Source organism: Pseudomonas guariconensis (genome assembly GCF_900102675.1).
GTDB classification, from domain to species: Bacteria; Pseudomonadota; Gammaproteobacteria; order Pseudomonadales; family Pseudomonadaceae; genus Aquipseudomonas; species Aquipseudomonas guariconensis.
Map to the genome: position 1 here is coordinate 275141 of NZ_FMYX01000001.1, position 21596 is coordinate 296736.

Sequence of the window (21596 nt, forward strand, 5' to 3'; positions counted from 1 at the left end):
ACCCTGTCAGAAAAAGCCGCGGTGACTGTAGGATCAACATCCCAATTAGCCATCAAGGTCACCATGAGCACCTTCTCGGAGCCCCCCAGTCTCTGGCCATATCGGCCTTCCTTCCCACGTCCCTGTGACGCCTCCCGCATGAGTACTTCGCAATGGAATGGCTAGCCGATCCTACGGCCTGGCTGGGCCTTGCCACGCTTATCGTGCTCGAACTGGTGCTGGGCATCGACAACCTGGTGTTTATCGCCATCCTGGCCGACAAGCTGCCGCCGCATCAGCGCGACCGTGCGCGGGTCATTGGCCTGAGCCTGGCCTTGATCATGCGTCTGGGCCTGTTGGCCAGCATTTCCTGGATGGTCACCTTGACCGCGCCATTGTTCGAGGTGCTGGGCAAGAGTTTTTCGGGTCGTGACTTGATCATGCTGTTCGGTGGTGTGTTCCTGTTGTTCAAGGCCACCATGGAGTTGCATGAGCGTTTGGAAGGGCATGTGGTGCAGACCAACGGCGCTACCCGGCATGCGGCGTTCTGGCCCATCGTGGCGCAGATCGTGGTGTTGGATGCGGTGTTCTCCCTCGACGCGGTGATTACCGCAGTGGGTATGGTCGAACATTTGTCGGTGATGATGATCGCAGTGATCTTCTCCATCGGCATCATGATCGTCGCCAGCAAGCCCCTGACCCGCTTCGTCAATGCCCACCCCACGGTGATCATGCTGTGCCTGGGCTTCTTGATGATGATCGGCTTCAGCCTGACAGTCGAGGGCCTGGGCTTCCACATTCCGAAAGGCTACCTGTACGCGGCCATCGGCTTCTCGTTGCTGATCGAGCTGTTCAACCAGTTGGCGCGTGCGCGTCGCAAGCGCAGCTTGCAACAGCATCGACCGCTGCGCGAGCGAACTGCCCATGCCGTCCTTCGGCTGATGGGCGGGCGCCGGGTGGAGGCGGACGAAGTGGGCGATGAGATCGCCGATCTGGTCGAAGGCGGTGGTGAACAGGTGGTCTTCGACCGTCGCGAGCGGGTGATGATCAGTGGCGTGCTGAATCTGGCCGAGCGGCCGATCCGCACCGTGATGACCGTGCGCGTCAAGGTGGATGCCATCGACCTGGCCCTGCCTGCCGATGCCATCGCCCAAGCGCTGGCCCACTCGCCCTATTCACGTCTGCCGCTGATCCGTGATGGGCGGATCGAAGAGCCGTTGGGCTTCGTGCACAAGAAAGAACTGCTCAAGGAATTGCTGTCCGGTGGGCAACCTGACCTGGAGCGCCTGGCACGTGCGCCGCTTAACCTGCTGGAGAGCTTCAGCATCCTCAATGCCTTGGAGCAGATGCGCGCACATTCCACGCATATCGCCTTCGTGGTCAATGAGTTCGGTGACTTCACAGGCTTGCTGACCATGACCGACATCCTTGAGTCGATCGCCGGAGAACTGCCTGACGCCAGTGAAGTAACTGGGCCAGGCATCGTCGAAGAGGGCGGGGCGTTTGTGGTCAGCGGTGCGTTGAACCTGAGCCAAGTACAGGCGCGTACCGGTTTCAGCGCCCGCGCTACCGAGGATTACCAGACCCTCGCGGGTCTGGTCATGAGCTTGCTGGATCGTCTGCCGGTGGTCGGTGATCGTCTGGCCTGCGATGGCTGGACGCTGACGGTGATGGCAGTGGAGGAGCGCAGGGTGCGCCAGGTTCGCCTTACACCGAGCGACGACGCTGGCGTAGCAGGTGCTTGAAGCCTTCAAGCACCAGCACCAGCACTGCGGCCCAGATCGGCAGGTAGGTCAGCCACTGGTCAGGGCCGATGGTCTCGCCCAGCAGCAGGGCTACGCCGACCAACAGCACCGGCTCCACGTAGCTGAGCAGCCCGAACAGACTAAATGGCAGCAAGCGGCTGGCCAGCACGTAGGCGATCAGGGCTGAGGCGCTGATCGCGCCGAGCAACGGGATCAAGCCATAGAGGCCCGGATGTTCGGCCAAGTCGGCCGGCGTAAGCGGGCGCTGCATCACGAAGTACAGCGCCCACGGCAGTAACAGGAACATGTCGCACCACAAACCGCCCAGGTGATCGGTGCGGCAGCGCCGACGCAGGACGAAGTAGATTGGGTAGCCAATGGTCACCACCAGGGTTTCCCAGGCAAAGCTGCCGTTCTGGTACAGCTCATGCCCCACGCCCAGGACGGCGCACGCTACCGCAACTTTTTGCAGGCGCGAAAGGCGCTCGCCATAGACCAGTCGACCAGTCAGGACCATGGCCAGCGGCAACAGAAAGTAGCCCATGGAAACCTCCAGGCTGCGCCCATGCAAAGGCGCCCAGAGGAACAGCCATAGCTGCACGCCCATCAGCCAGGACGTGCCGATCATCCCCAGTAGCAATGTCGGCGTCTGTTTGACCCGAGCGAGCAAGCCACCGACCAGTTTCCAGTCCTTGGTGGCCAGCATGAACAGGGTGAGGCAGGGGAGCGTGAGCAGCGTGCGCCAGCCGAAGATCTCCTCGCCATCCAGTGGAGCCATCAGGGAGGTATAGAAATACATCACGGCGAACAGACAGGACGCCATGACGGACGAAACGATGCCTTTTGACACGAATGCCTCTGTTAATGGATATGAGCGTGTGGATCAGTTGGGCATGATCTCAGGCCGTATGCTGTGCGGCAACCGCGAGCTCCCCGGGCGGGCGGCCAGGGCTTGGAGGAAGTCGCCCACAGGCATCGGTCGGCCGAACAGGTAGCCTTGCTGGAAGCCTACCTGGTGCCGGGCCAGGTAATCGCGTTGAACCTCGGTCTCGACTCCTTCGGCCACGATGCCCAGGCCCAGCTTGCCTGAGAGTTCGATGATGGTGTCGAGAATGTGCTGGGACAACGCGTCGCCGCCGATCATGGCCACGAAACTCTGGTCGATCTTCAGGTAGTCGACCTTGAACTGGCGCAGGTAGTTGAGGCTCGACTGGCCCGTGCCGAAGTCGTCCAGAGCGATCATCACTCCCATGTCATGAAGTCTCTCGAACAACTCCAGGGTAATGGGGGTGGCTTCGATCAGCTTGCGCTCGGTCAGCTCCAAGGTCAGCACCACGCGCCCCGGCGGGAAGTGCTGGAGGAAGGTGCGGCAATCATCCAGCAACTCCAAGTCGCGGCAATGATCGGCGGTAATGTTGATGCCTATGTGAAAGCCATCCTCCAGCAGTGCGGCATACGGCGCCAGGGCCTGGGCGGTACGCAGCATCAAAGCGCGGGTCATGGGGACGATCAGGCCGCTGTGCTCGGCATAGGGAATAAAAAGGTCGGGACGCACCAGGCCTTCGCGTGGGTGGTCCCAACGCATCAGGACTTCGACCCCAGCCCAGCGGTAGTCGTCCTTGCGCACCACGGGTTGGAAGTATGGGAGGAATTCATCGGCCTCCAGGGCTCGGCTAAGTTCGGCTCGAGGCGACGAGGCACGCCGGATCTGCCAGTGGCAGACGATGCCGGCGAGGACGCCGAGCAATAGCAACAGACTGAGCAGGGCCGGATAGTGTTCGGAGACGAACTGGACTTTCTTCCCTGTTCCATAGCCGCCATGAACGCTGAACGGGTAGCGGATCGATGCCTGTACCGAGGGTGCGATGGCCGCTGCTGGCGGCGTGCCTTTGTGTACCACACCGTCCTTGCCCATCCAGTGGTCGCCGACCTGAAGCTGCAGTTCTTCTCCAGAACTGACCCACTGCAGTGCGCTGGTCAGGTGGTCGCCATCGACGGTGGCGATCGCACCGCTGCCAGCGTTGCTGGCGCGATAGGCCAGCAAGGGGTGGTTGGGCGTAACCGAGTTGCCGCTCATCAGCCAGAGGCGACCGTCGGTATAGTCTTGCGCATCTACCGGCTCGTCGAAGTTGCCGAACAGCGAGGAACAATAGAGGGTGTTGTTGTGGAACAGGTTGGTGGAGCGCACAAAGGCGTTCCGGGTGACTTGGCTGCGCAGAGCCAGGTCGATTTCGTCGCAGGGGCGGCCGACCAGCGGCAATAGCTCTTTGGCGGCGTTGGAAATGTTGTCGAGGATATGTTCGACCTGTTCTACCACTTGTCGGGTCGTGGCCTGGCTGGTGTTTTGCAACTCGCGTTGGGCCTGCCAATGCATGATTGCCAGGCCACACAGCAGCGGCAGCGCGCCGACGGCCCAGGGAAGCAGGACTCGCCAGCCCCGACGGGCGGAGCGTTTAACCTTGAAAGGCATGCTGATCTAATCTGATGAAAAACAATGGGCAGAGGATAGCCGTTTGTCGGCCGAAGCGGTGAACTAAAGCGCGACAAATGATTTTACGCACTGTAGAATCCGTTTACGAATACAAGAATAAGGTTCTCCGCGTTCCGGAGGATCAAGCCCGCCGAGAATGGGTCCATATGACATATCAAGGGTTCAAACTCATCATTGGTGACTTCCTTGCCCGCAGCGTGCGCGGCATACCCTGCTCGCCACCACGCCTGTCCGACATCCAAAGCACCTGATTTCACTGTTTTTCGCTTATAGATGAGGACACCAACATGGCTGATATCTTCGACAACCCGATGGGTCTGATGGGCTTTGAGTTCATCGAATTCGCTTCCCCCACCCCAGGCGTTCTGGAGCCGGTCTTCCAGATGCTGGGTTTCACCAAGGTGGCTACCCACCGTTCCAAAGATGTGCACCTGTATCGTCAGGGCGGCATCAACCTGATCCTGAACAACGAACCCAAGAGCATCGCCTCGTACTTTGCCGCCGAGCACGGCCCATCGGTCTGCGGCATGGCATTTCGTGTTCGCAATGCCCACGAAGCCTACGCCCGCGCCCTGGAGCTGGGTGCGCAGCCGGTCGAAATCGAAACCGGTCCGATGGAGCTGCGTCTGCCAGCGATCAAAGGTATTGGCGGAGCGCCGTTGTACCTGATCGACCGCTTCGAAGAAGGCAGCTCGATCTACGACATCGACTTCAAGTTCATCGAGGGCGTTGACCGCAATCCGAAAGGCGCGGGCCTCAAGCTCATCGACCACCTGACCCATAATGTCTATCGCGGCCGTATGGCCTACTGGGCCGGTTTCTACGAGAAACTGTTCAACTTCCGCGAGATCCGCTACTTCGACATCAAAGGTGAATACACCGGCCTGACCTCGCGTGCCATGACGGCGCCCGATGGCATGATCCGTATTCCGTTGAACGAAGAATCGTCCAAGGGCTCGGGGCAGATCGAAGAGTTCCTGATGCAGTACAACGGTGAGGGCATCCAACACGTGGCCTTCTTCACCGATGACCTGATCAAGACCTGGGATGCCCTCAAAGGTTATGGCATGCGCTTCATGACCGCGCCTCCACAGACCTACTACGAAATGCTCGAAGAGCGCCTGCCAGGTCATGGCGAGCCAGTCGACGAGCTGCAGGCCCGTGGCATCCTGCTCGACGGCTCTTCCGAGGCGGGCGACAAGCGTCTGTTGCTGCAGATCTTCTCCGAGACCCTGCTCGGCCCAGTCTTCTTCGAGTTCATCCAGCGCAAGGGTGACGACGGCTTCGGTGAAGGCAACTTCAAGGCGCTGTTCGAGTCCATCGAGCGTGACCAGGTTCGCCGCGGCGTCCTGAACGTCGAATAAGGCCCAGGGCACGCTGGGTCATCCCCGGGATGACCCAGCGTGCCTGCCACTGGCACGATTCCTGAAAATTCCCCAATACATCATTGCCCCCGTCAGCAGCCCTATCAGGGCGAGTGAGGGGAGTATCTGCAACATCGATTGACGAATCTCCTGGCTGGTATGGCCTTGCGGATAACCTCCCTTGACCGTGTACCCATGCTTGCTCGACATCGCACTGCGAAAGAACTCCGCTTGCGAAGGGCGTTGGGCTTCTCGGCTATCGCCTGCGCTCCACAGGTATGTCTCCCCAAATTCCAACAGCAGCACCAGGCCATCCTGGAACCCGCGTAGTTCGTTGCGCAGCTCCAGGCCGTAGGCGGTGGCAATCACTCCTGGGTTGGCATAGGTCAGACGCAGTTCGAGGACCACGTCATTGGGTGTGACCGGCGAGTTGAAGTTGAGCTGCACATGGGCGCTGGGAGTGGAAAAGGCAGGGCTGTAGGACGAAGTGGTTTCGATCGTGCTGCAGTAGGCCTGGCCATCCTGGGTCAGCACCAGCGAGCGAATGCGCGGATCGCCAGCCACCAGCCGTTCGAGCTTCCCCAGAACCTTCGCACAGGGCTGTCCAGCCAGCGGCAGTGCAGTGGAGGCGGCTGTTTGCAAATGGTCCAATACTCGGTCGACGGTGAAGATGGCCTCCTGAACGGACACCAAGGCGTTTTCTTCGAGTTTTCTTTCCAGCTGGTACACCATCACTAGCAGGCCTGACACCATCGGGACCAGTCCGATCGTCAGGACCAGCAGTATCTCGAGCAGGCTGCGGCCTGCGTGAGTGAACCTCGACATCGAAATGTAACCCTCCGACCAGACTGTCCTGAATGGACAGAAGCCGGAAAGATTAACGGGGCAGGTAGCCGGTGGACTGTAGCTGCGATCCGTTTGCGCAGCGGTACATGGCAAAAGACGTTGTCGGAGTCATGCCGGCTTTTTCAGTCGCTCCAGCACCTGTTGCGCTACCTGCCGGCTCGAGGCCGGATTCTGCCCGGTGATCAGCCGGTCGTCGCTGACGACGAAGGCAGCCCAAGGGTCCTCGTGCTTGCTGTATTTGCCGCCACGGGCGACCAGTTCGTTTTCCGTCAGGAACGGAACGACCTTGTCCAACTCGGCGAGTTTCTCCTCGGTGTTGGAGAACCCGGTGACCTGTCGCCCCCTGACCAACAAGCTGTTGTCACTGAGCTTGATGTTGAGCAAGCCGACCACGCCATGGCACACCGCAGCCACCACCCCTCCGGCCTCGTAGATGCGTCGGGCCAGTTCCTGCAGCGGCGCGTTGTCGGGAAGGTCCCAGACCACGCCATGGCCGCCGGCGTAGTAGATCGCGCAATAACTGTCGGCCTTGACTTGGCCGGGAGAAAGGGTGCTGCCCAGGCGACTCATGAAGGCTTTGTCGTCATACCACTGCCAATCGAGCTCGGGCGCCATTTGCAGGCTGTGGGGATCGATCGGTACATAGCCCCCGGCGGGGCTGACGTAGTCGACGGCATAGCCGGCCTTCTGGACCTCGTCGACAAAGTGCACCGCTTCGCCCAGCCACAGACCGGTGGCGCGCCGCAGCGTTGGATATTTCGCCGTATTGGTCAGCACAACCAGGATTTTCTTGCTCATGACCACACTCCCAGCGCCAGCAAAGGGCCCGGATCTGCCCGGGGCAGAAGAAAACCTAATGAGCATAGACGCCCATGGCGGGAAAGCCACGGCCCGGCGCGTGTGCTAGCCTGCTCGGCAGACCGTCGAGCATGGCGGCATGACAGGAGGCAGTATGGACACATTCATGCAGGCGGCCATCGATGAGGCGCGCCAAGGACTTGCCGAAGGGGGCATTCCCATTGGCTCGGTGCTGGTTCATGAGGGGCGGATCATCGGGCGTGGGCATAACCGCCGGGTGCAATGCGGCAGTGCCATCCTGCACGGCGAGATGGATGCCCTGGAACGGGCCGGTCGCCAAAACGCGCAGGTCTACCGCGAGGCTACGCTGTACACGACGCTGTCGCCTTGCCCGATGTGCAGTGGCGCCATCTTGCTCTATGGCATCGGCCATGTGGTGGTGGGAGAGAACCGCACGTTCATGGGTGAAGAGCAATTGCTGCAAAGCCGGGGAGTACGCGTAGAAGTGCTGCAGGATGCCTCGTGCGAGCAGATGATGCGCGACTTCATCGAAAACCATCCAGCGCTGTGGAATGAAGACATCGGTCGTTGATCAGGCCTCGCCGAGCATCTGCATGACCCGGGCCTGCAACTGGCTCAGTTCGAACGGTTTGCAGATCAGCTGCATGCCGGGGTCGAGAAAGTCGTCGCGAGCCATGGCGGTCTCGGCATAGCCGGTGATGAACAGCACCTGCAGGCCAGGCCGCCGTTTACGGGCGATCTGCGCGAGCTGACGACCGTTCATTCCTGGTAGCCCTACATCACTGATCAGCAAAGCAAACTGCCTTGGCGAGTTCAGCAGTTGCAGGGCTTCATCGGCATTGCAGGCGGCCTGACAGGGGAAACCCTCTTCGCGCAGCGCCTGGAAAACCAGGTTTCGTACATGAGGATCGTCCTCGACGATCAGCACATCACGATTGCCGTCGACGGCTTTCATGGGGTGAGTATCTGTCTTGGGCTTTGCCTGGCCGCGATAGCGTGGCAGGTAAAGGTCGACCTGGGTACCGTGTCCAATCTGGCTGTGCAGCACCACATGGCCGTGAGACTGTTTGCTGAAACCGTAGACCATCGACAGGCCCAGGCCGATACCCTGACCGATCGGTTTGGTGCTGAAGAACGGCTCGAAGGCACGTTCAAGGGTGCCTTGCGACATGCCATGGCCGGTGTCACGGATGCTCAGGCGCAGATAGTCGCCATCGGACAGTCCACCGCCGCTGAAACAGGCATCGTCGATATGCTGATTGCTGGCTTCGATGTCGAGCTGACCACCGCTTGGCATGGCTTCGCAGGCGTTTAGTACCAGGTTGTCCAGTACTTCACGCAATTGCATCTCGTCTGCCTCGACCAACCAAAGATTCGTTGGCAGGATCAGCTGCAACGTCACGGATACGTTGAGCTTGGCTTGCAGGGATTCTCGCTGGAGCAGGTTGCGCAGATCGATGATTTTTCGTTGCAAGGACTGCCGAGAAGAGAACGCCAGCAACTGATGGGTGAGGCGAGCGGCGCGTGCCACGGCTTCGCGTCCCATGCGCAGTACGCCTCCCAACTGCTCCGTACGTCCTTGGAGCAAGCGCTTTTCGATCAGTTCGAAGCTGCCGCCGATGCTGGTGAGCAAGTTGTTGAAGTCATGAGCGATGCCGCCAGCCAGCTGGCCTACGGCGTCCATCTTCCGGGTCTGGCGCCATGCCCGATCCTCATCCTGAGGCCGTTGCCGTTGGTCATCGAGGCGCTGTTGCAGTTCGCACAGGCGGTCACGGGCACGGTACTGCCGGCGCCGTGCATGCAGGGCCACCTGGCTCATCTGAAGGAGCTGGGTATCGTCGACAGGCGATGGCAATTGCAGCAGATGGCCCAGTCGTGAGGTGGGAGGGTCGGTACCTGAAGGGGGGGTATCGAGCAGCAGCAGAACAGGCAGGTCCGACCACACCGGTTGTTGGTCGATGAACACTTGCAGTGGCGATTGCGGGTCTGTCGGCAGCGTGCTGTTGGCGGCAATCAGTAGGCCTACACCTTCGGCCAGCCATTCGCCCAGGCGCGTGACATTGTCGGTGCACAGGCACACGAAGCCTGCACCTGTCAGCAGGCGAGACATCTGCGCAGCGATCTGCGCGGGCCCCAGGATGAGAGCCCGTTCGTCTATGAGCACCGCAGCGGCCAAGGGATTCTCCTGACTCTGGTCACCGATACCCACTGGACCACGAACAGAGAGCAGGGGTTCCGCCGCAGATGAGCGGCGTCCTACAAGCCTTGCTGGAGCAACGGATCGTCCGGATTCTGCCGCTCGAGTTCGGCCAGCAGCACCTGTACGTTCTGCAGTTGCCCGGTTTCCTTCCAGTACTGAATCAACAGCACCCGCGCACGCCGATTCGCAGGTTCCCGGCTCAGCACGGTCTCCAGCTGTTTCTGCGCAGCCTCGACCTGCTCCAAGTCATGCAGAGTGACGGCCAGGCTGTAGCGGTAGTCGAGGTTGTCCGGCTCCAGCTCGACGGCGCGTGAGAAGGCGAGCAGGGCGTACTCTTCTTGATCGTGGCGGGTCAGCCAAAGGCCCAGCTGATGCTGCAGGAAGGCTGAGTCCGGGCGCAGGGCCAAGGCTTTGGCGAGCACTTGACGAGAGGCGTCGTGCTGGCCCTGGCGTTCGAGCAGTCGGACCTGCGTGGCCAGTGCGTCGAGGTTCTCAGGGGCGATCTTGAGGCTGCGTTGCAGGGCGGCGGCGGCCTGGTCGTAGGCATCTTCATGCAGATACAGACGCGCCAGGTGCACTTGCGCGGCGGCGTCGTCGGGCTGGGCCTCCAGTGCCTGCTGGTACTGCTCCAAGGTGTCCTGCAAGGGGCCGAAGTACAAACCGATTGCATCGGGATCGAGGCCCAGCAAGGCATCCACCGCAGCAAAACGCACGCCTTGGTCCTCGTCCTCCAGCAACGGGCCCAGAACCAGACTACGTTGAGCTGCGGGTAACAGCCGGCGAATGCTGGTAATGGCGGCGCGGCGAACCATCGGGTCGTCGTGCTCCAGGTCCTGGCGAGCGAGTTTCAGTGCCTGGGGGGAGGGGTAGTTGGGCAGCTCGGCGTGCAGGGCTGCCCGGCGGATCGGCGCCAGGTCGTTGCGCTGCAGTTGCTGGTAGAGCACCCGCGCTGCACCCGGCTCGCCATCATGAGCTTGGCGCAAGGCCTTGGCATAGCTGTGGGCAGGGATGGCAGGGGCAGTGGGTTGCGGGTCACGCCTCAGGTAGCCGATGACACCCGATACCAGGACCAGCAAGAGCAGGGCAATCAGGTAACGACGGCGGTTGGGCATCGGGCGGTCCGTGGCGGCGGGAATGGCAGAGCTTGGGACAGCCGGACACTAATTGCAACGCCCGTGCGGCAGCTGGCCAGGCCAGATCGTATGGAAAGGTCTGTTAAGATTCGCGCGTTTCCAACTGTGGCCAAGGAGCCGTTTCATGATCATCAGCACCACCAGCCAGCTCGAAGGCCGCCCCGTCGCCGAATACCTGGGTGTGGTCAGCGCCGAATCGGTGCAAGGCATCAACTTCGTGCGCGATTTCTTTGCTCGCTTTCGTGATTTCTTCGGCGGCCGTTCCCAGACTCTGGAAAGCGCCCTGCGCGAGGCGCGTGAGCAGGCCACCGAGGAGCTGAAGGCGCGGGCACGTCAATTGCAAGCCGATGCAGTGCTGGGCGTGGATTTCGAAATCAGCATGCCATCAGTCCAAGGCGGCATGGTCGTGGTATTCGCAACCGGTACGGCAGTCCGCCTGAAGTAGGGCACTTTGCCACTGGTCGGGTGATGCCGGATTGTCCGGAAGGTCTGCAAATGACCGACTAGTCTCCATTTCAACGGGCCGCCGCTTCTGAGCAAGCAGAGTGCTTGCTGGCGCAGCCATCATTGGAGGGAGCAGGGCATGAGCGAATCCTTTTCCGAAGACATGAACGATGCGTTCCCGATCAACAGCCAAGTGTGGTGTGGCCAGGCGTTCTTGCGCCTGGGGTTCGCCAACATGACCCTGGATGAATCGGAACAACTTAAGCCTGCACATTTGCAGCGCGTCAAAAAGGGCCGTTTCACGCCCCGGTTCCGGACCCGGAAGTAACCCCGCCCAGCGTTCTCGCCTGGCCAGCAATATAGCGGTCAGGCGAGGGCACTTTGGCTCCTGCGCCGACGCTTGCCTGATCGATCGGAGAACTGCATCACGATCGCTGGCAGCTTTTCATCCTGTTTGTTGATCTTGCTCATGGCATCGGTGGGTCGTACTCGCCGGGCGGTCACGGCTGTGCTTTTCTTGCGCCGATTTTCAGCACAAGGAGGTGAATGCATGCGTGTCAGGGAACAGACTTATTGGGAATGGGCCGATGCCCAGTTGCACAGCCGCTGCCATGACGAAGTCCTGAGTGATGGCACCGTGCTCGATATCCAGGTGCGGTTGTCGCGGTTGGGTGCCACGCAATTGTTTCTCGGGCTATATGCTGGAAACGGCAAAGCCCTGCTGGAGGAGTACTATCCCGCGCGCCCCGGTGAGACCATGACCCGTGCCCTGGTCTGGGGCGTGGAGCGCGCTCGGGCCTTGGCCACCGGCGCCGTGCCGTTGCCCGCGGCCAGGGCCCGGCGACTTCAGGCCTGAGCGCGGCGGTTGCGGCTGGCCTGGACGATACGCTCGGCCGGCACGCGCAGCTGGCGCAACAGGTACTCTGCAAAATCCTTGGCCCAAGGCTGCAAGGCAATGGCTTGTTCCATGCAGCTTAGCCAGACGTTGGCGTGCTCTTCGTCGATTGGCCATTGTGCGTGGAATGAGGGAATGGCGATCGAGCCATAGCGCTCGCTGTACAGGCGTGGTCCACCGAGCCAACCGCTCAGAAAGCAGGCCAGTTTGTCCCGTGAGCCTTCAAGGTTGTCAGGGTGCATGCGCCGCACGCTGGATGCTTCAGGGCGCTGGTCCATCAATCGGTAAAAATCATCGACCAGACGGCGCAGGCCGTCGATGCCGCCAGCGGCCAGGTAGGACGCGTCGCCGGTGCCATAGGCAGGGATATTCATCGCAGGCTCCAACAAACAGGAGTGCACAGTGTAACAGGCATGAAAAAGCCCGGCCTTGCAGGGCCGGGCTCAAAGAAGGGTGGTACGACTCAGTTCAATGGGTCTATCACCTTGACTGCCTGCCGCTCACGGGCGGTAGGCCATTCTTGTTGTAGGGTCTGCAGGACGCGGCCGACGAACTCGGTGTCGGCGGCGGCCTTCTTGCCGACATAGCCTTGGCCACGGCGGTAGACCTTGAAGCGGGCGCGCATGCTGGGCATGTGCGATTCGAATTCATCTTCGACCGTGTTGGGTGGCAGACGGTCGAGGCGTACCTCGCCAGTCTGGCTGACCCACAGCAGGTGGTCATCGAGGCTGTCCTTGCGCGCGGCGAACAGCTGGGCCAATTGGTCGATCGTAGGATTGTTGTTCAAATTCATCATAAAGCCCCCATTACCCATCAGTCAGTGATTTTTCACTCGGCGCCACGATGTGTAGCGCACTAACACGGCTGCTACAGCAGCATTGCAACAGGGGCCTTCTCACGCTGCCTTTTGGACAGTTTCCCTCTCCACGGACGGCCTGCGTTACCGCGCAGGCCGTCTGGAACACCCTTGCCACCGCTCCCGATCAGGGAGACGGCCTCATCATGCCCAAGGCTGATGAACGACGTCAACAGGTTTGTAGTGAATATTTTTCGGCACTACATGTTGTCCGACAATCGATCACGCGCAGCGCCTCGAGCCTGTTCTGGGGCTGAAGTGGCTGCTTCGTGTCTCAGCGCTCCAAGGCGGAAAGGATCTGGTAGGCCGCGCGTACCCTGGCTTCATTTGGGTAGTTGCGGTTGGCGAGCAGGACGATCCCCAGCCCCTTGGCCGGGATGAAGGCGTAGTACGCACCGAAACCTCCGGTGGCACCGGTCTTGTTGTACCAAGCGGCTGGTTCGGTGGGCAGGGTCGGTTGCAAACGGACGGTAGGTTGGGGGTTGAGAGCTACCTCAGAGCTATTGCCTTTAAGCAAGGTTTCCAAGGCGACTGGATACCGGTAGCGCTCCCATCCAAGGCCCTGGGTCATCGGGCCGACCTTGAAGTAGCCCGCCTGGGTGAGGGCGATCGCCTTTTGCAGCGATGGCGCCAGCGAGTCGGCGTTCAACTGCAGGCGCACATAGCGTGCGGCATCGTTCACGGTGGTCTTGATTCCATAGGCTTCGTCCGCCAATGGTCCTGGATTGACCCGCACCGGCTGGTTGCTGGCGTTGTAGCCCTGGGCATAACGCTGTTGTGCAGTGCCAGGTACGGCAAGGTAGGTATCGGTCAGGCCTAGTGCAGGCAAGAGTTGTTCGGTCATGATCTTGGCGAACGATTGTTTCTGTGCACGCGCCGCCAGATCACCAAACAGGCCTAGGCTGGGGTTGGAGTAACAGCGCTGAGTGGCCCGTGCAACACGCGGTTTCCAGTGCTGATAGAAGGCCTGCACCTGCGCTTCGGTCTGCACGTTGTCGGGGAATTGCAGCGGTAGGCAATCGGCGCTGTAGGCACCCAGTTCCAGCACACTGGCCTCACCCAGGGACGTGCCTTCAAGGGCCGGATGGTAGCGTTTGGCGGGGGCATCCAGCGCCAGCGTACCCTGGGCGCTGGCAAGCGCAACGAGGGTGGCGGTGTAGGTCTTGCTGAGCGAGCCGACCTCGAACAACGTGTCGCGTTTCACGGGTTGGGCGTTGGCCTTGTTGGCCACGCCGTACGTGAAGTAGTGCTCCTTGCCATCGGCGATCACGGCCACGGCCATGCCCGCGATGTCGTGTTCACGCATCAAGGGCTCGATAACCTCATCGACCTGTGTGTGCAGCGCGTCGGCCAGGCTGTGCCCGGTCACGGTGGCGAGGCTCAAAGCGAGTGCAAAGCGCACGTAGGGCAGTGGCTTCATGCAAAAGATCCTTTTCAGATTCAGTAAGGTGTGTGGCGTCGCAGGAACTCGCCTGGCGATTGGCCGAAATGCTCGCCAAAGGCCGCGATGAATGCTGAAAGCGAGGCATAGCCACAAGCCAAGGCCACGTCAGTGACCCGTTCTGCGCGCTCCAGCGCTGGCAAGGCACTTAGCAGGCGCACCCGTTGACGCCATAGGCGGAAGGTCAGGCCGGTCTCGCGCAAAAAGCGCCGGCTGAGGGTCTTTTCCGAGATGCCAAGACGCAGCGCCCAGTCGGCCAGGCTGCGGGTATCGTCGGGCGAGGCTTGCAGGCGACGGCAGATCTGACGCAAGTGACGATCGCGAGGGAGCGGCAGGAGCATCTGTTCTTCCTGGGCACTGGCCAGACGGTCGAGCAGCACCTGCACCAGACGCCCATCGGCGCCTGACTCGTCATAGTGCACGGGCAATTGCGAGAACGCCTGGATCAGTTCGCCCAGCAGCGGTTCCACTACCACCACCCGGCAGGCCATGGCCGGCCAGGGCAGGGCGGCAGGTTCGATATACAGGCTACGGATACAGGTGTTGGGCTCACAGACCACACGGTGGGGAACCTGTGCGGCGATCCAGACGGCCCGTTGGGGAGGCACCAGATACAGGCCTTCGGGCGTGTGCACGCGCAGGATGCCGTTGCGGGCGTGGGAGAGTTGCCCCCATGGATGCCGGTGACGATAGCCCAAGGCAATGTTGGGGAGGCTTTCGGCCTGGCCATAGATCTGTCGTGGTAGGCATTCGAGCTGGTCGAGGCAGGCCTCGGGATGTCCGTTCAGCGACACTAGTGGGGGTTCCGGCGTTAGCGGTAGGGAAGGCGAGACCTTATCGTTTGCTCCTGCATAAATACAACTCGGAATAAACCATGAAGTACGTCAGAAAAATCTTCGATAACTTCACCTTAGCCTTGCTTGGGGTCGTGCTGATCGCCACCTTCGTGCCGTGTTCAGGCGATGGCGCGGTGTTCTTTGGCTGGTTGACCAATTTGGCGATTGGCCTGCTGTTCTTCCTGCACGGCGCCAAGCTGTCGCGCGAAGCGATCATCGCCGGCGCCAGCCATTGGCGGTTGCACCTGCTGGTGTTCGCCTGCACGTTCGTGATGTTTCCGTTGCTGGGCATGGCCTTCAAGCCGCTGTTCGTGCCGTTGGTGGGCAACGAGCTGTATCTGGGCGTGCTTTATCTGTGCGCCTTGCCGGCGACAGTGCAGTCGGCGATTGCCTTCACCTCCCTGGCGCGCGGCAACATTCCGGCGGCGATCTGCAGCGCAGCGGCATCGAGCCTGCTGGGGATCTTCCTCACACCGTTGCTGGTGATGCTGCTGCTCGGTGCCGAGGGCGACACCGGGTCGGGGTTGGACGCGGTGTTGAAGATCACGCTGCAACTGCTGGTCCCATTCGTGGCAGGGCAGGTTGCCCGTCGCTGGATCGGAGAATGGGTCAAGCGCAATGCACGGTGGCTGAAGATCGTCGACCAAGGTTCGATCCTGCTGGTGGTGTATACGGCTTTCAGCGATGCGGTGGTCACCGGGCTTTGGCATACGGTCTCGGCGCAGCATTTGGCGGGGCTGTTCGTCGTCTGCGGGATCTTGCTTGCAGCGGTGTTGTTCGTGACCCGGCTGTTGGGGCGTGTGTTGGGGTTCAGTGTGGAAGATCGCATCACCATCTTGTTTGCCGGGTCGAAGAAGAGCCTGGCTACGGGAGTGCCGATGGCTCAGGTCTTGTTCGTGGGCGGTGGGATTGGGGCGATGATCTTGCCGTTGATGTTGTTTCATCAGATTCAGTTGATGGTGTGTGCGGTGTTGGCTCAGAAGTACGCTGCGCGTGGGGTTGAGGGGGTTTCGGCGGTTTCCTGATGGTTTTGTGGTTTTGTGGTTTGTGGGCTTATCCGTTTGATTTGGCGACGGTTAGTCACCTTTCCGCCCTTACGGCGGGTCACTTTTGGTCTTGGCCAAAAGTAACCAAAAGCCGCGCGCCCCTGCATCCGGCCCGGCGCTTCGCTCCGGGTCCCCTCGCTGCGGTGTCTTACGGGGCCTCGCGGCCTCCGGCTGGCTACGCCAGCCTCCATCTCGCGACTTCGGCTAGCGCCGAAGGGCGCTACGCGCCTGCCCCTACAGACACCTCCGCTCGGCCTGCTGATGGGGCGCAAGTTACGGGTGGCGCCTGGACTGGCGTTGTTTCATTCAGTGGTTTTTGTGGTGAGCTTTTGGGCCTATTCGCGGGTAAATCGGGGCGCCGAACCGCCGCACACACAGGCTCACAGCTCTTGAGAACGGCGCTGTGCCTGTAGGAGCGGCGGCGCTCCTACCCGCAAATAGGCCGGAACAAACAGCCAAACAATTAACTTGTTTGCCGTTGCCGTTGCTTTTGATACGCGATAGTCCAGACGCCACCTATCGCGACCTCAGAAGGCCGAGTGGAGGTGTCTGGAGGGGCAGGCGCGCAGCGCCCTTCGGCGCTAGCCGAAGTCGCGAGATGGAGGCTGGCGCAGCCAGCCGGAGGCCGCGAAGCCCCGCAAGACACCGCAGCGAGGGGACCCCGGAGCGCAGCGCAGGGGCCGGATGTGGGAGCCAGCGGTTTTTGCCTACTTTTGCCCAAGAGCAAAAGTAGGTCGCCGTAAAGGCGAAAAGCGCCGGTGGCGCCCCCACCAAACCCGGATATTCACACAGCCTGAAAGCCCAAGCCCCTCAAAAAAAAGCCCCGCAGACCAAAGGCCAGCAGGGCAAACGGTTGGGGGAGGAACCAACCAAAGGAGTCCTAGAAAAACCTCAGCGAACGCTGGCCACCGCCTGCCCCTCAGGCTGCCACCCGCCCCCCAGAGCCTTGTAGATCGCCACAATGCCCCGATAAAGCTCAACCTCACCCTGCGCCTGCGCATCCTCGGCACTGAGCCGCTCCCGCTCCGCATCGAGCAGCACCAGATAATCGACAGTCCCTTCCCGATACCGCACCGACGCCAAGTCAGCCGCCTTGCGACTCGCATCGCTTTGGCGGATCAACGCCAGCAGCCGTTGCTGACGCTTGCCGTAATCACTGAAAGCATTGGCCGATTCTTCCAAGGCCAGCAGCACCTGCTGTTCATAGTTGGCCAGCGCCCCCTCGGCATCGGCCTTGGCGCCGCGCAGGCGGGCCCGGACGCTGCCCAGGTCGAACGCCGCCCAGGTAATGCTCGGCCCCAAAGCCCAGGCATTGGCCGCCGACGAGCCGATCTGCGACCCACGCGCCGCTGTAAAGCCCAGGAATCCACTGAGGCTCACCCGCGGGAATAGGTCCGCGGTGGCCACACCGACGTTGGCCGTGGCCGCTGCCAGCTGGCGTTCGGCACTGCGGATGTCCGGGCGGCGGCGCAGCAGTTCGCCGGGGTCACCCACCGGCAAGGCCTTGGCAATCGCCGGCAAGGCTTTGGGCGATAGGTCCACGCTCAGCGCATCCGGACGCTGGCCAAGCAGGGTGGCGATGCGGTTGCGGGCGCGCACTTGTTCGGCCTGCAACTGTGGCACGGTCGCTTCCACCGCGGCCAGGCGGGCATCGGCGCGAACCACGTCCAGGTCATTGCCGACCCCGGCATCGCGCAGGGTCTCGGTGATGCTGCGCGACTCCTGCTGGGTCTTGAGGTTGGCCAAGGCGATCTTCTCGCGCAGTTGGGCGCCGCGCAGTTGGCCATAGGCGTCCACCAGTTCTGCGATGAGGCTGACCTGCAACTGCTGCAGGTCGGCCGCAGCAGCCTCCTCCTGCGCTTCGCTGGCCTCGATTTGCCGCTGGATGCGGCCGAACAGGTCCAGCTCCCAGGCCATGTCCAGGCCCAGGTCATAGCGCTCACTGTTGACCCGCTGCTCGGTCTGGCCAGGGATCTGGCCTTTGCCGATGTCGCTGCTGACGCGGCTGGTCACCACCGGCAGTTGGTCGTTCTCGGCGTCCTCGCGAATCGAGCGCGCTGACTTGAGCCTGGCGAAAGCCACGCGCAGGTCACGGTTGCCTTCCAGCGATGCCTGTACCAGTTGGTTGAGCACCGGGTCGTCGAACTGCTTCCACCAGATGCTCTCGAAGCGGCTGCGGTCCAAGGCCTTGGTCGGCAGTTCGGCGTCCAGGTGCGCAGGCTCGGTCGCCGGCGCCTGGTAGTCCGGGCCCACCGCGCAGGCCGCCAGGGCCAATGCCAGCAGGCTCGGGGTCAGGGGTTTGAGCAGGTTCATGCATGGCTCTCCAGCGAGTGGGCGCGCTCGGCCTTGCGGGCCTGGCGATGTTCGACGAAACGGCGGATCAGGAAGAAGAACACCGGCGTCAGGAACAGGCCGAACACGGTCACGCCAATCATCCCCGAGAACACCGCCACCCCCATGGCATGGCGCATTTCAGCGCCGGCACCGGAGGAGAACACCAGCGGCACCACACCCATGATGAAGGCGATCGAGGTCATCAGGATCGGACGCAGACGCAGGCGGCACGCCTCCAGCACCGCAGCCAGCGGATCCAGGCCCTCGGCCTGCTTGTCCTTGGCGAACTCGACGATGAGGATGGCGTTCTTGCACGCCAGGCCCACCAGCACGATCAAGCCGATCTGGGTGAAGATGTTGTTGTCACCCCCCGAGATGATCACACCGGTGATGGCCGACAGCAGGGTCATCGGCACGATCAGGATCACCGCCAACGGCAGGCTCCAGCTCTCGTACTGGGCGGCCAGCACCAAGAAGGCCAGCAATACGCAGAGCGGGAAGACGAACAGCGCGGTGTTGCCCGCCAGGATCTGCTGGTAGGTCAGGTCGGTCCATTCGAAGGTCATGCCGTTGGGCAGTTCTTCCTTGAGCAGTTTCTCCATGGCGGCCTCGGCCTGGCCGGAGCTATAGCCGGGCGCGGCACCGCCGTTGATTTCGGCGGTGATGAAGCCGTTGTAGTGCATCACCCGGTCAGGTCCCGAGGTATCGCTGACCTTGAGGAAGGTCGCCAGCGGGATCATCTCGCCCAGGTTGTTGCGTACCTTCAGCTGGCCGATCTGTTCGGCGTCGAGACGGAACTGCTGTTCGGCCTGGACATTGACCTGGTAGGTGCGGCCAAAGCGGTTGAAGTCGTTGGTGTACAGCGAGCCCAGGTAGATCTGCAGCGTCTCGAAGATGTCGTTGATCGCCACGCCATGGGTCTTGGCTTTTTCGCGGTCGATGGCGGCATCGACCTGAGGCACGTTGACCTGATAGCTGGTGAACAGACCTGCCAGCTCCGGCACGTTATGGCTCTTGGCGATGATGTTCTGGGTTTCCTTGTACAGCGCTTCGTAACCCAGGTTGCCACGGTCCTCGATCTGCAGGCGGAAGCCACCGATGGTGCCCAGGCCCTGCACGGGCGGCGGCGGGAAGATCGCGATGTAGGCGTCTTGGATGTCAGCGAACTTGGCGTTCAGCGCCGCCGCGATGGCGGCCGCCGACTGGCTCGGGTCCTTGCGCTCGTCGAAGGGTTTGAGCGGGGTGAACACGATGCCGCTGTTGGGGCTGTTGGTGAAGCCGTTGATCGACAGGCCAGGGAAGGCCACCGAGTCGGCTACGCCAGGTTGCTCCAGGGCGATCTCGCTCATCTTCTTGATCACCGCCTCGGTGCGGTCGAGGCTGGCGGCGTCCGGCAGTTGGGCGAAGGCCACCAAGTACTGCTTGTCCTGGGCCGGGACGAAACCGGTCGGGGTGGACGAGAAGCCCAGGTACGTCAGGCCCATCAAGCCTGCATAGACGAACAGGGCGATACCGCTGGAACGAATGACCCGGCGCACACCGCCAACATAACGATGGCTTGCACGGTCGAAGAAGCGGTTGAATGGGGCGAACAGCCAGCTGCCCAGCAGTTTTTCCAGGAACCGCGAGAAGCGGTCCTTGGGCGCGTGGTGGTCCTTGAGCAGCACCGCGGCCAGGGCCGGCGACAGGGTCAGCGAGTTGAACGCCGAAATCACGGTCGAAATGGCGATGGTCAGGGCGAACTGCTTGTAGAACTGCCCGGTAAGGCCGGAGATGAACGCGGCCGGCACGAACACGGCGCACAGCACCAGCGCGGTGGCGATGATCGGCCCGGTCACTTCGCTCATGGCCTTTTGCGTCGCTTCCATGGGTTTGAGGCCCAGGCCGATGTTGCGCTCGACGTTCTCCACCACGACGATGGCATCGTCCACCACGATCCCGATGGCCAGCACCAGGCCAAACAGCGACAGCGCGTTGAGCGAGAAGCCGAACAGGTGCATCACCGCGAAGGTGCCGATCAGCGATACCGGCACGGCCATCAGCGGGATGATCGAGGCGCGCCAGGTCTGCAGGAACAGGATCACCACCAGCACCACCAACACCAGGGCCTCGAACAAGGTGTGCACTACGGCCTCGATGGAGCCGCGAACGAACACGGTCGGGTCATAGACGATGCTGTAGTCCATCCCCTCGGGGAAGTCCTTCTTCAGCTCGGCCATCTTGGCGCGAACTTCGTCCGAGATTTCGATGGCATTGGACCCCGGGCGCTGGAAGATCGGGATCGCCACCGCCGGCTGGTTGTTCAGCAGCGAGCGCAAGGCGTACTGGCTGGAGCCCAGCTCTACCCGGGCGATGTCCTTCAGGCGAGTGATCTCGCCGTTCTCGCCGGCGCGGATGATGATGTTCTCGAACTCTTCCTCATTGACCAGGCGGCCTTGGGTATTGATCGACAACTGGAAGCTGGTCGCGCCAGGGGCGGGCGGGGCGCCCAGCTGGCCGGCGGCGACCTGGCGGTTCTGTTCGCGGATGGCCGCCACCACGTCGCTGGCAGTCAGGTTGCGCGAGGCGGTCTTGTTCGGATCGAGCCAGACCCGCAGGGAATAGTCGCCCATGCCGAACAATTGCACGTCACCCACGCCACCCAGGCGCGCCAGCTCATCCTTGATGTTGAGGATGGCGTAGTTGGACAGATACAGCATGTCGTAGCGGTTGTCCGGCGAGGTCAGGTGCACGACCATGGTCAGGTCGGGCGAGGCCTTGTCGACCGTGATACCGATGCGCGTCACTTCTTCGGGCAGCTTCGGCTGGGTCCGGGTGACCCGGTTCTGCACTTGCACCTGGGCGTTGTCCAGGTCGGTGCCCAGGGCGAAGGTGATGGTCAGGGTCAGCTTGCCGTCGGCGGTAGACTGCGAGGACATGTACAACATGTTCTCGACGCCCGTGATCGCCTGCTCCAGCGGTGCGGCGACGGTTTCGCCGATCACTTTGGGGTTGGCGCCGGGGAAGTTGGCGCGCACCACCACGGTAGGCGGCACCACTTCCGGATATTCGCTGATCGGCAGCTTGAACAGCGCGATGGAGCCTGCGATCAGCAGCACCAGCGAAAGCACGGCGGCGAAAATCGGCCGGGTGATGAAGAATTTCGAAAAGTTCATCGGTGGGGTCCC

General features: G+C 61.8%; 19 protein-coding genes. 7 read left to right on the forward strand and 12 right to left on the reverse strand.

What is annotated here, in order from left to right; genetic code table 11:
- The first annotated feature begins 152 nt into the window (after positions 1–152).
- The gene (locus BLS27_RS01230) at positions 153–1724 is read left to right on the forward strand and encodes a TerC family protein (RefSeq protein ID WP_090342520.1); all 1572 of its coding nucleotides are present in this window, start codon (positions 153–155) and stop codon (positions 1722–1724) included.
- On the opposite strand, the gene rarD is transcribed toward BLS27_RS01230, so the two are convergent.
- Positions 1687–2574 (reverse strand): EamA family transporter RarD, encoded by an 888-nt coding sequence (gene rarD, locus BLS27_RS01235; RefSeq protein ID WP_043215003.1) that lies wholly within the window; start codon positions 2572–2574, stop codon positions 1687–1689. The two genes, BLS27_RS01230 and rarD, sit on opposite strands and share 38 nt — an antisense overlap.
- A gap of 33 nt (positions 2575–2607) precedes the next feature.
- Positions 2608–4194: an EAL domain-containing protein gene (locus tag BLS27_RS01240; RefSeq protein ID WP_090342522.1), complete on the reverse strand. Its 1587-nt coding sequence runs from the start codon at positions 4192–4194 to the stop codon at positions 2608–2610.
- Between the two features lie 308 nt (positions 4195–4502).
- On the opposite strand from BLS27_RS01240, the gene hppD reads away from it, so the two are divergent.
- Positions 4503–5579, forward strand: a complete 1077-nt coding sequence (gene hppD, locus BLS27_RS01245) for a 4-hydroxyphenylpyruvate dioxygenase (RefSeq protein WP_043214998.1) — start codon at positions 4503–4505, stop codon at positions 5577–5579.
- Positions 5580–5597: 18 nt separating this feature from the next.
- Here the strand turns inward: hppD and BLS27_RS01250 are convergent, their stop codons facing one another.
- Together BLS27_RS01250 and BLS27_RS01255 are read right to left on the reverse strand one after the other, a co-directional pair.
- Positions 5598–6404 carry a CSS-motif domain-containing protein gene (locus BLS27_RS01250; protein WP_090342523.1) on the reverse strand — a complete coding sequence of 269 codons (807 nt, stop codon included), beginning with the start codon at positions 6402–6404 and terminating at the stop codon, positions 5598–5600.
- 129 nt (positions 6405–6533) lie between these two features.
- Complete coding sequence (locus BLS27_RS01255; RefSeq protein ID WP_043214993.1) at positions 6534–7223, reverse strand: type 1 glutamine amidotransferase domain-containing protein; 690 nt, start codon at positions 7221–7223, stop codon at positions 6534–6536.
- Between the two features lie 154 nt (positions 7224–7377).
- Between BLS27_RS01255 and BLS27_RS01260 the strand changes: the two genes are divergently transcribed.
- Positions 7378–7815 carry a nucleoside deaminase gene (locus BLS27_RS01260; protein WP_043214990.1) on the forward strand — a complete coding sequence of 146 codons (438 nt, stop codon included), beginning with the start codon at positions 7378–7380 and terminating at the stop codon, positions 7813–7815.
- Here BLS27_RS01260 and BLS27_RS01265 read toward each other — a convergent pair whose 3' ends face one another.
- Positions 7816–9420: an ATP-binding protein gene (locus BLS27_RS01265; RefSeq protein ID WP_090342525.1), complete on the reverse strand. Its 1605-nt coding sequence runs from the start codon at positions 9418–9420 to the stop codon at positions 7816–7818.
- A gap of 80 nt (positions 9421–9500) precedes the next feature.
- Positions 9501–10556 carry a tetratricopeptide repeat protein gene (locus BLS27_RS01270; RefSeq protein WP_090342529.1) on the reverse strand — a complete coding sequence of 352 codons (1056 nt, stop codon included), beginning with the start codon at positions 10554–10556 and terminating at the stop codon, positions 9501–9503.
- A 145-nt stretch (positions 10557–10701) separates the two neighbouring features.
- Between BLS27_RS01270 and BLS27_RS01275 the strand changes: the two genes are divergently transcribed.
- The 3 genes from BLS27_RS01275 to BLS27_RS01285 all read left to right on the forward strand — a co-directional run bounded on the left by BLS27_RS01275 (position 10702) and on the right by BLS27_RS01285 (position 11877).
- Entirely contained in the window at positions 10702–11022 is a 321-nt protein-coding gene (locus BLS27_RS01275) for a YbjQ family protein (protein ID WP_070572421.1), read from the forward strand.
- Positions 11023–11160: 138 nt separating this feature from the next.
- Positions 11161–11349 (forward strand): hypothetical protein, encoded by a 189-nt coding sequence (locus BLS27_RS01280; RefSeq protein WP_043214981.1) that lies wholly within the window; start codon positions 11161–11163, stop codon positions 11347–11349.
- A gap of 222 nt (positions 11350–11571) precedes the next feature.
- The gene (locus BLS27_RS01285; protein ID WP_043214979.1) at positions 11572–11877 is read left to right on the forward strand and encodes a hypothetical protein; all 306 of its coding nucleotides are present in this window, start codon (positions 11572–11574) and stop codon (positions 11875–11877) included.
- Here the strand turns inward: BLS27_RS01285 and BLS27_RS01290 are convergent.
- The 4 genes from BLS27_RS01290 to BLS27_RS01305 form a co-directional block, all read right to left on the reverse strand.
- Positions 11868–12290, reverse strand: coding sequence for a group II truncated hemoglobin (locus tag BLS27_RS01290; protein ID WP_043214976.1), 423 nt, complete (start codon positions 12288–12290; stop codon positions 11868–11870). The genes BLS27_RS01285 and BLS27_RS01290 overlap by 10 nt on opposite strands.
- An 89-nt stretch (positions 12291–12379) precedes the next feature.
- Positions 12380–12712, reverse strand: coding sequence for a hypothetical protein (locus tag BLS27_RS01295; RefSeq protein WP_070572416.1), 333 nt, complete (start codon positions 12710–12712; stop codon positions 12380–12382).
- Between the two features lie 334 nt (positions 12713–13046).
- On the reverse strand, positions 13047–14192 hold the full coding sequence (gene ampC, locus BLS27_RS01300; protein WP_090342532.1) for a class C beta-lactamase: 1146 nt from the start codon (positions 14190–14192) through the stop codon (positions 13047–13049).
- Positions 14193–14212: 20 nt separating this feature from the next.
- A complete protein-coding gene (locus tag BLS27_RS01305; protein ID WP_090342534.1) occupies positions 14213–15007 on the reverse strand; it encodes an AraC family transcriptional regulator in 795 nt (264 codons plus the stop codon).
- 80 nt (positions 15008–15087) lie between these two features.
- Between BLS27_RS01305 and BLS27_RS01310 the strand changes: the two genes are divergently transcribed.
- Positions 15088–16074, forward strand: a complete 987-nt coding sequence (locus BLS27_RS01310) for a bile acid:sodium symporter family protein (protein ID WP_090342537.1) — start codon at positions 15088–15090, stop codon at positions 16072–16074.
- A gap of 912 nt (positions 16075–16986) precedes the next feature.
- Here the strand turns inward: BLS27_RS01310 and BLS27_RS01315 are convergent.
- Positions 16987–18408 (reverse strand): efflux transporter outer membrane subunit, encoded by a 1422-nt coding sequence (locus tag BLS27_RS01315; protein WP_043214070.1) that lies wholly within the window; start codon positions 18406–18408, stop codon positions 16987–16989.
- On the reverse strand, positions 18405–21584 hold the full coding sequence (locus BLS27_RS01320) for an efflux RND transporter permease subunit (protein ID WP_090342540.1): 3180 nt from the start codon (positions 21582–21584) through the stop codon (positions 18405–18407). Before BLS27_RS01320 ends, BLS27_RS01315 begins: the two co-directional genes overlap by 4 nt.
- Between the last annotated feature and the right edge of the window lie 12 nt (positions 21585–21596).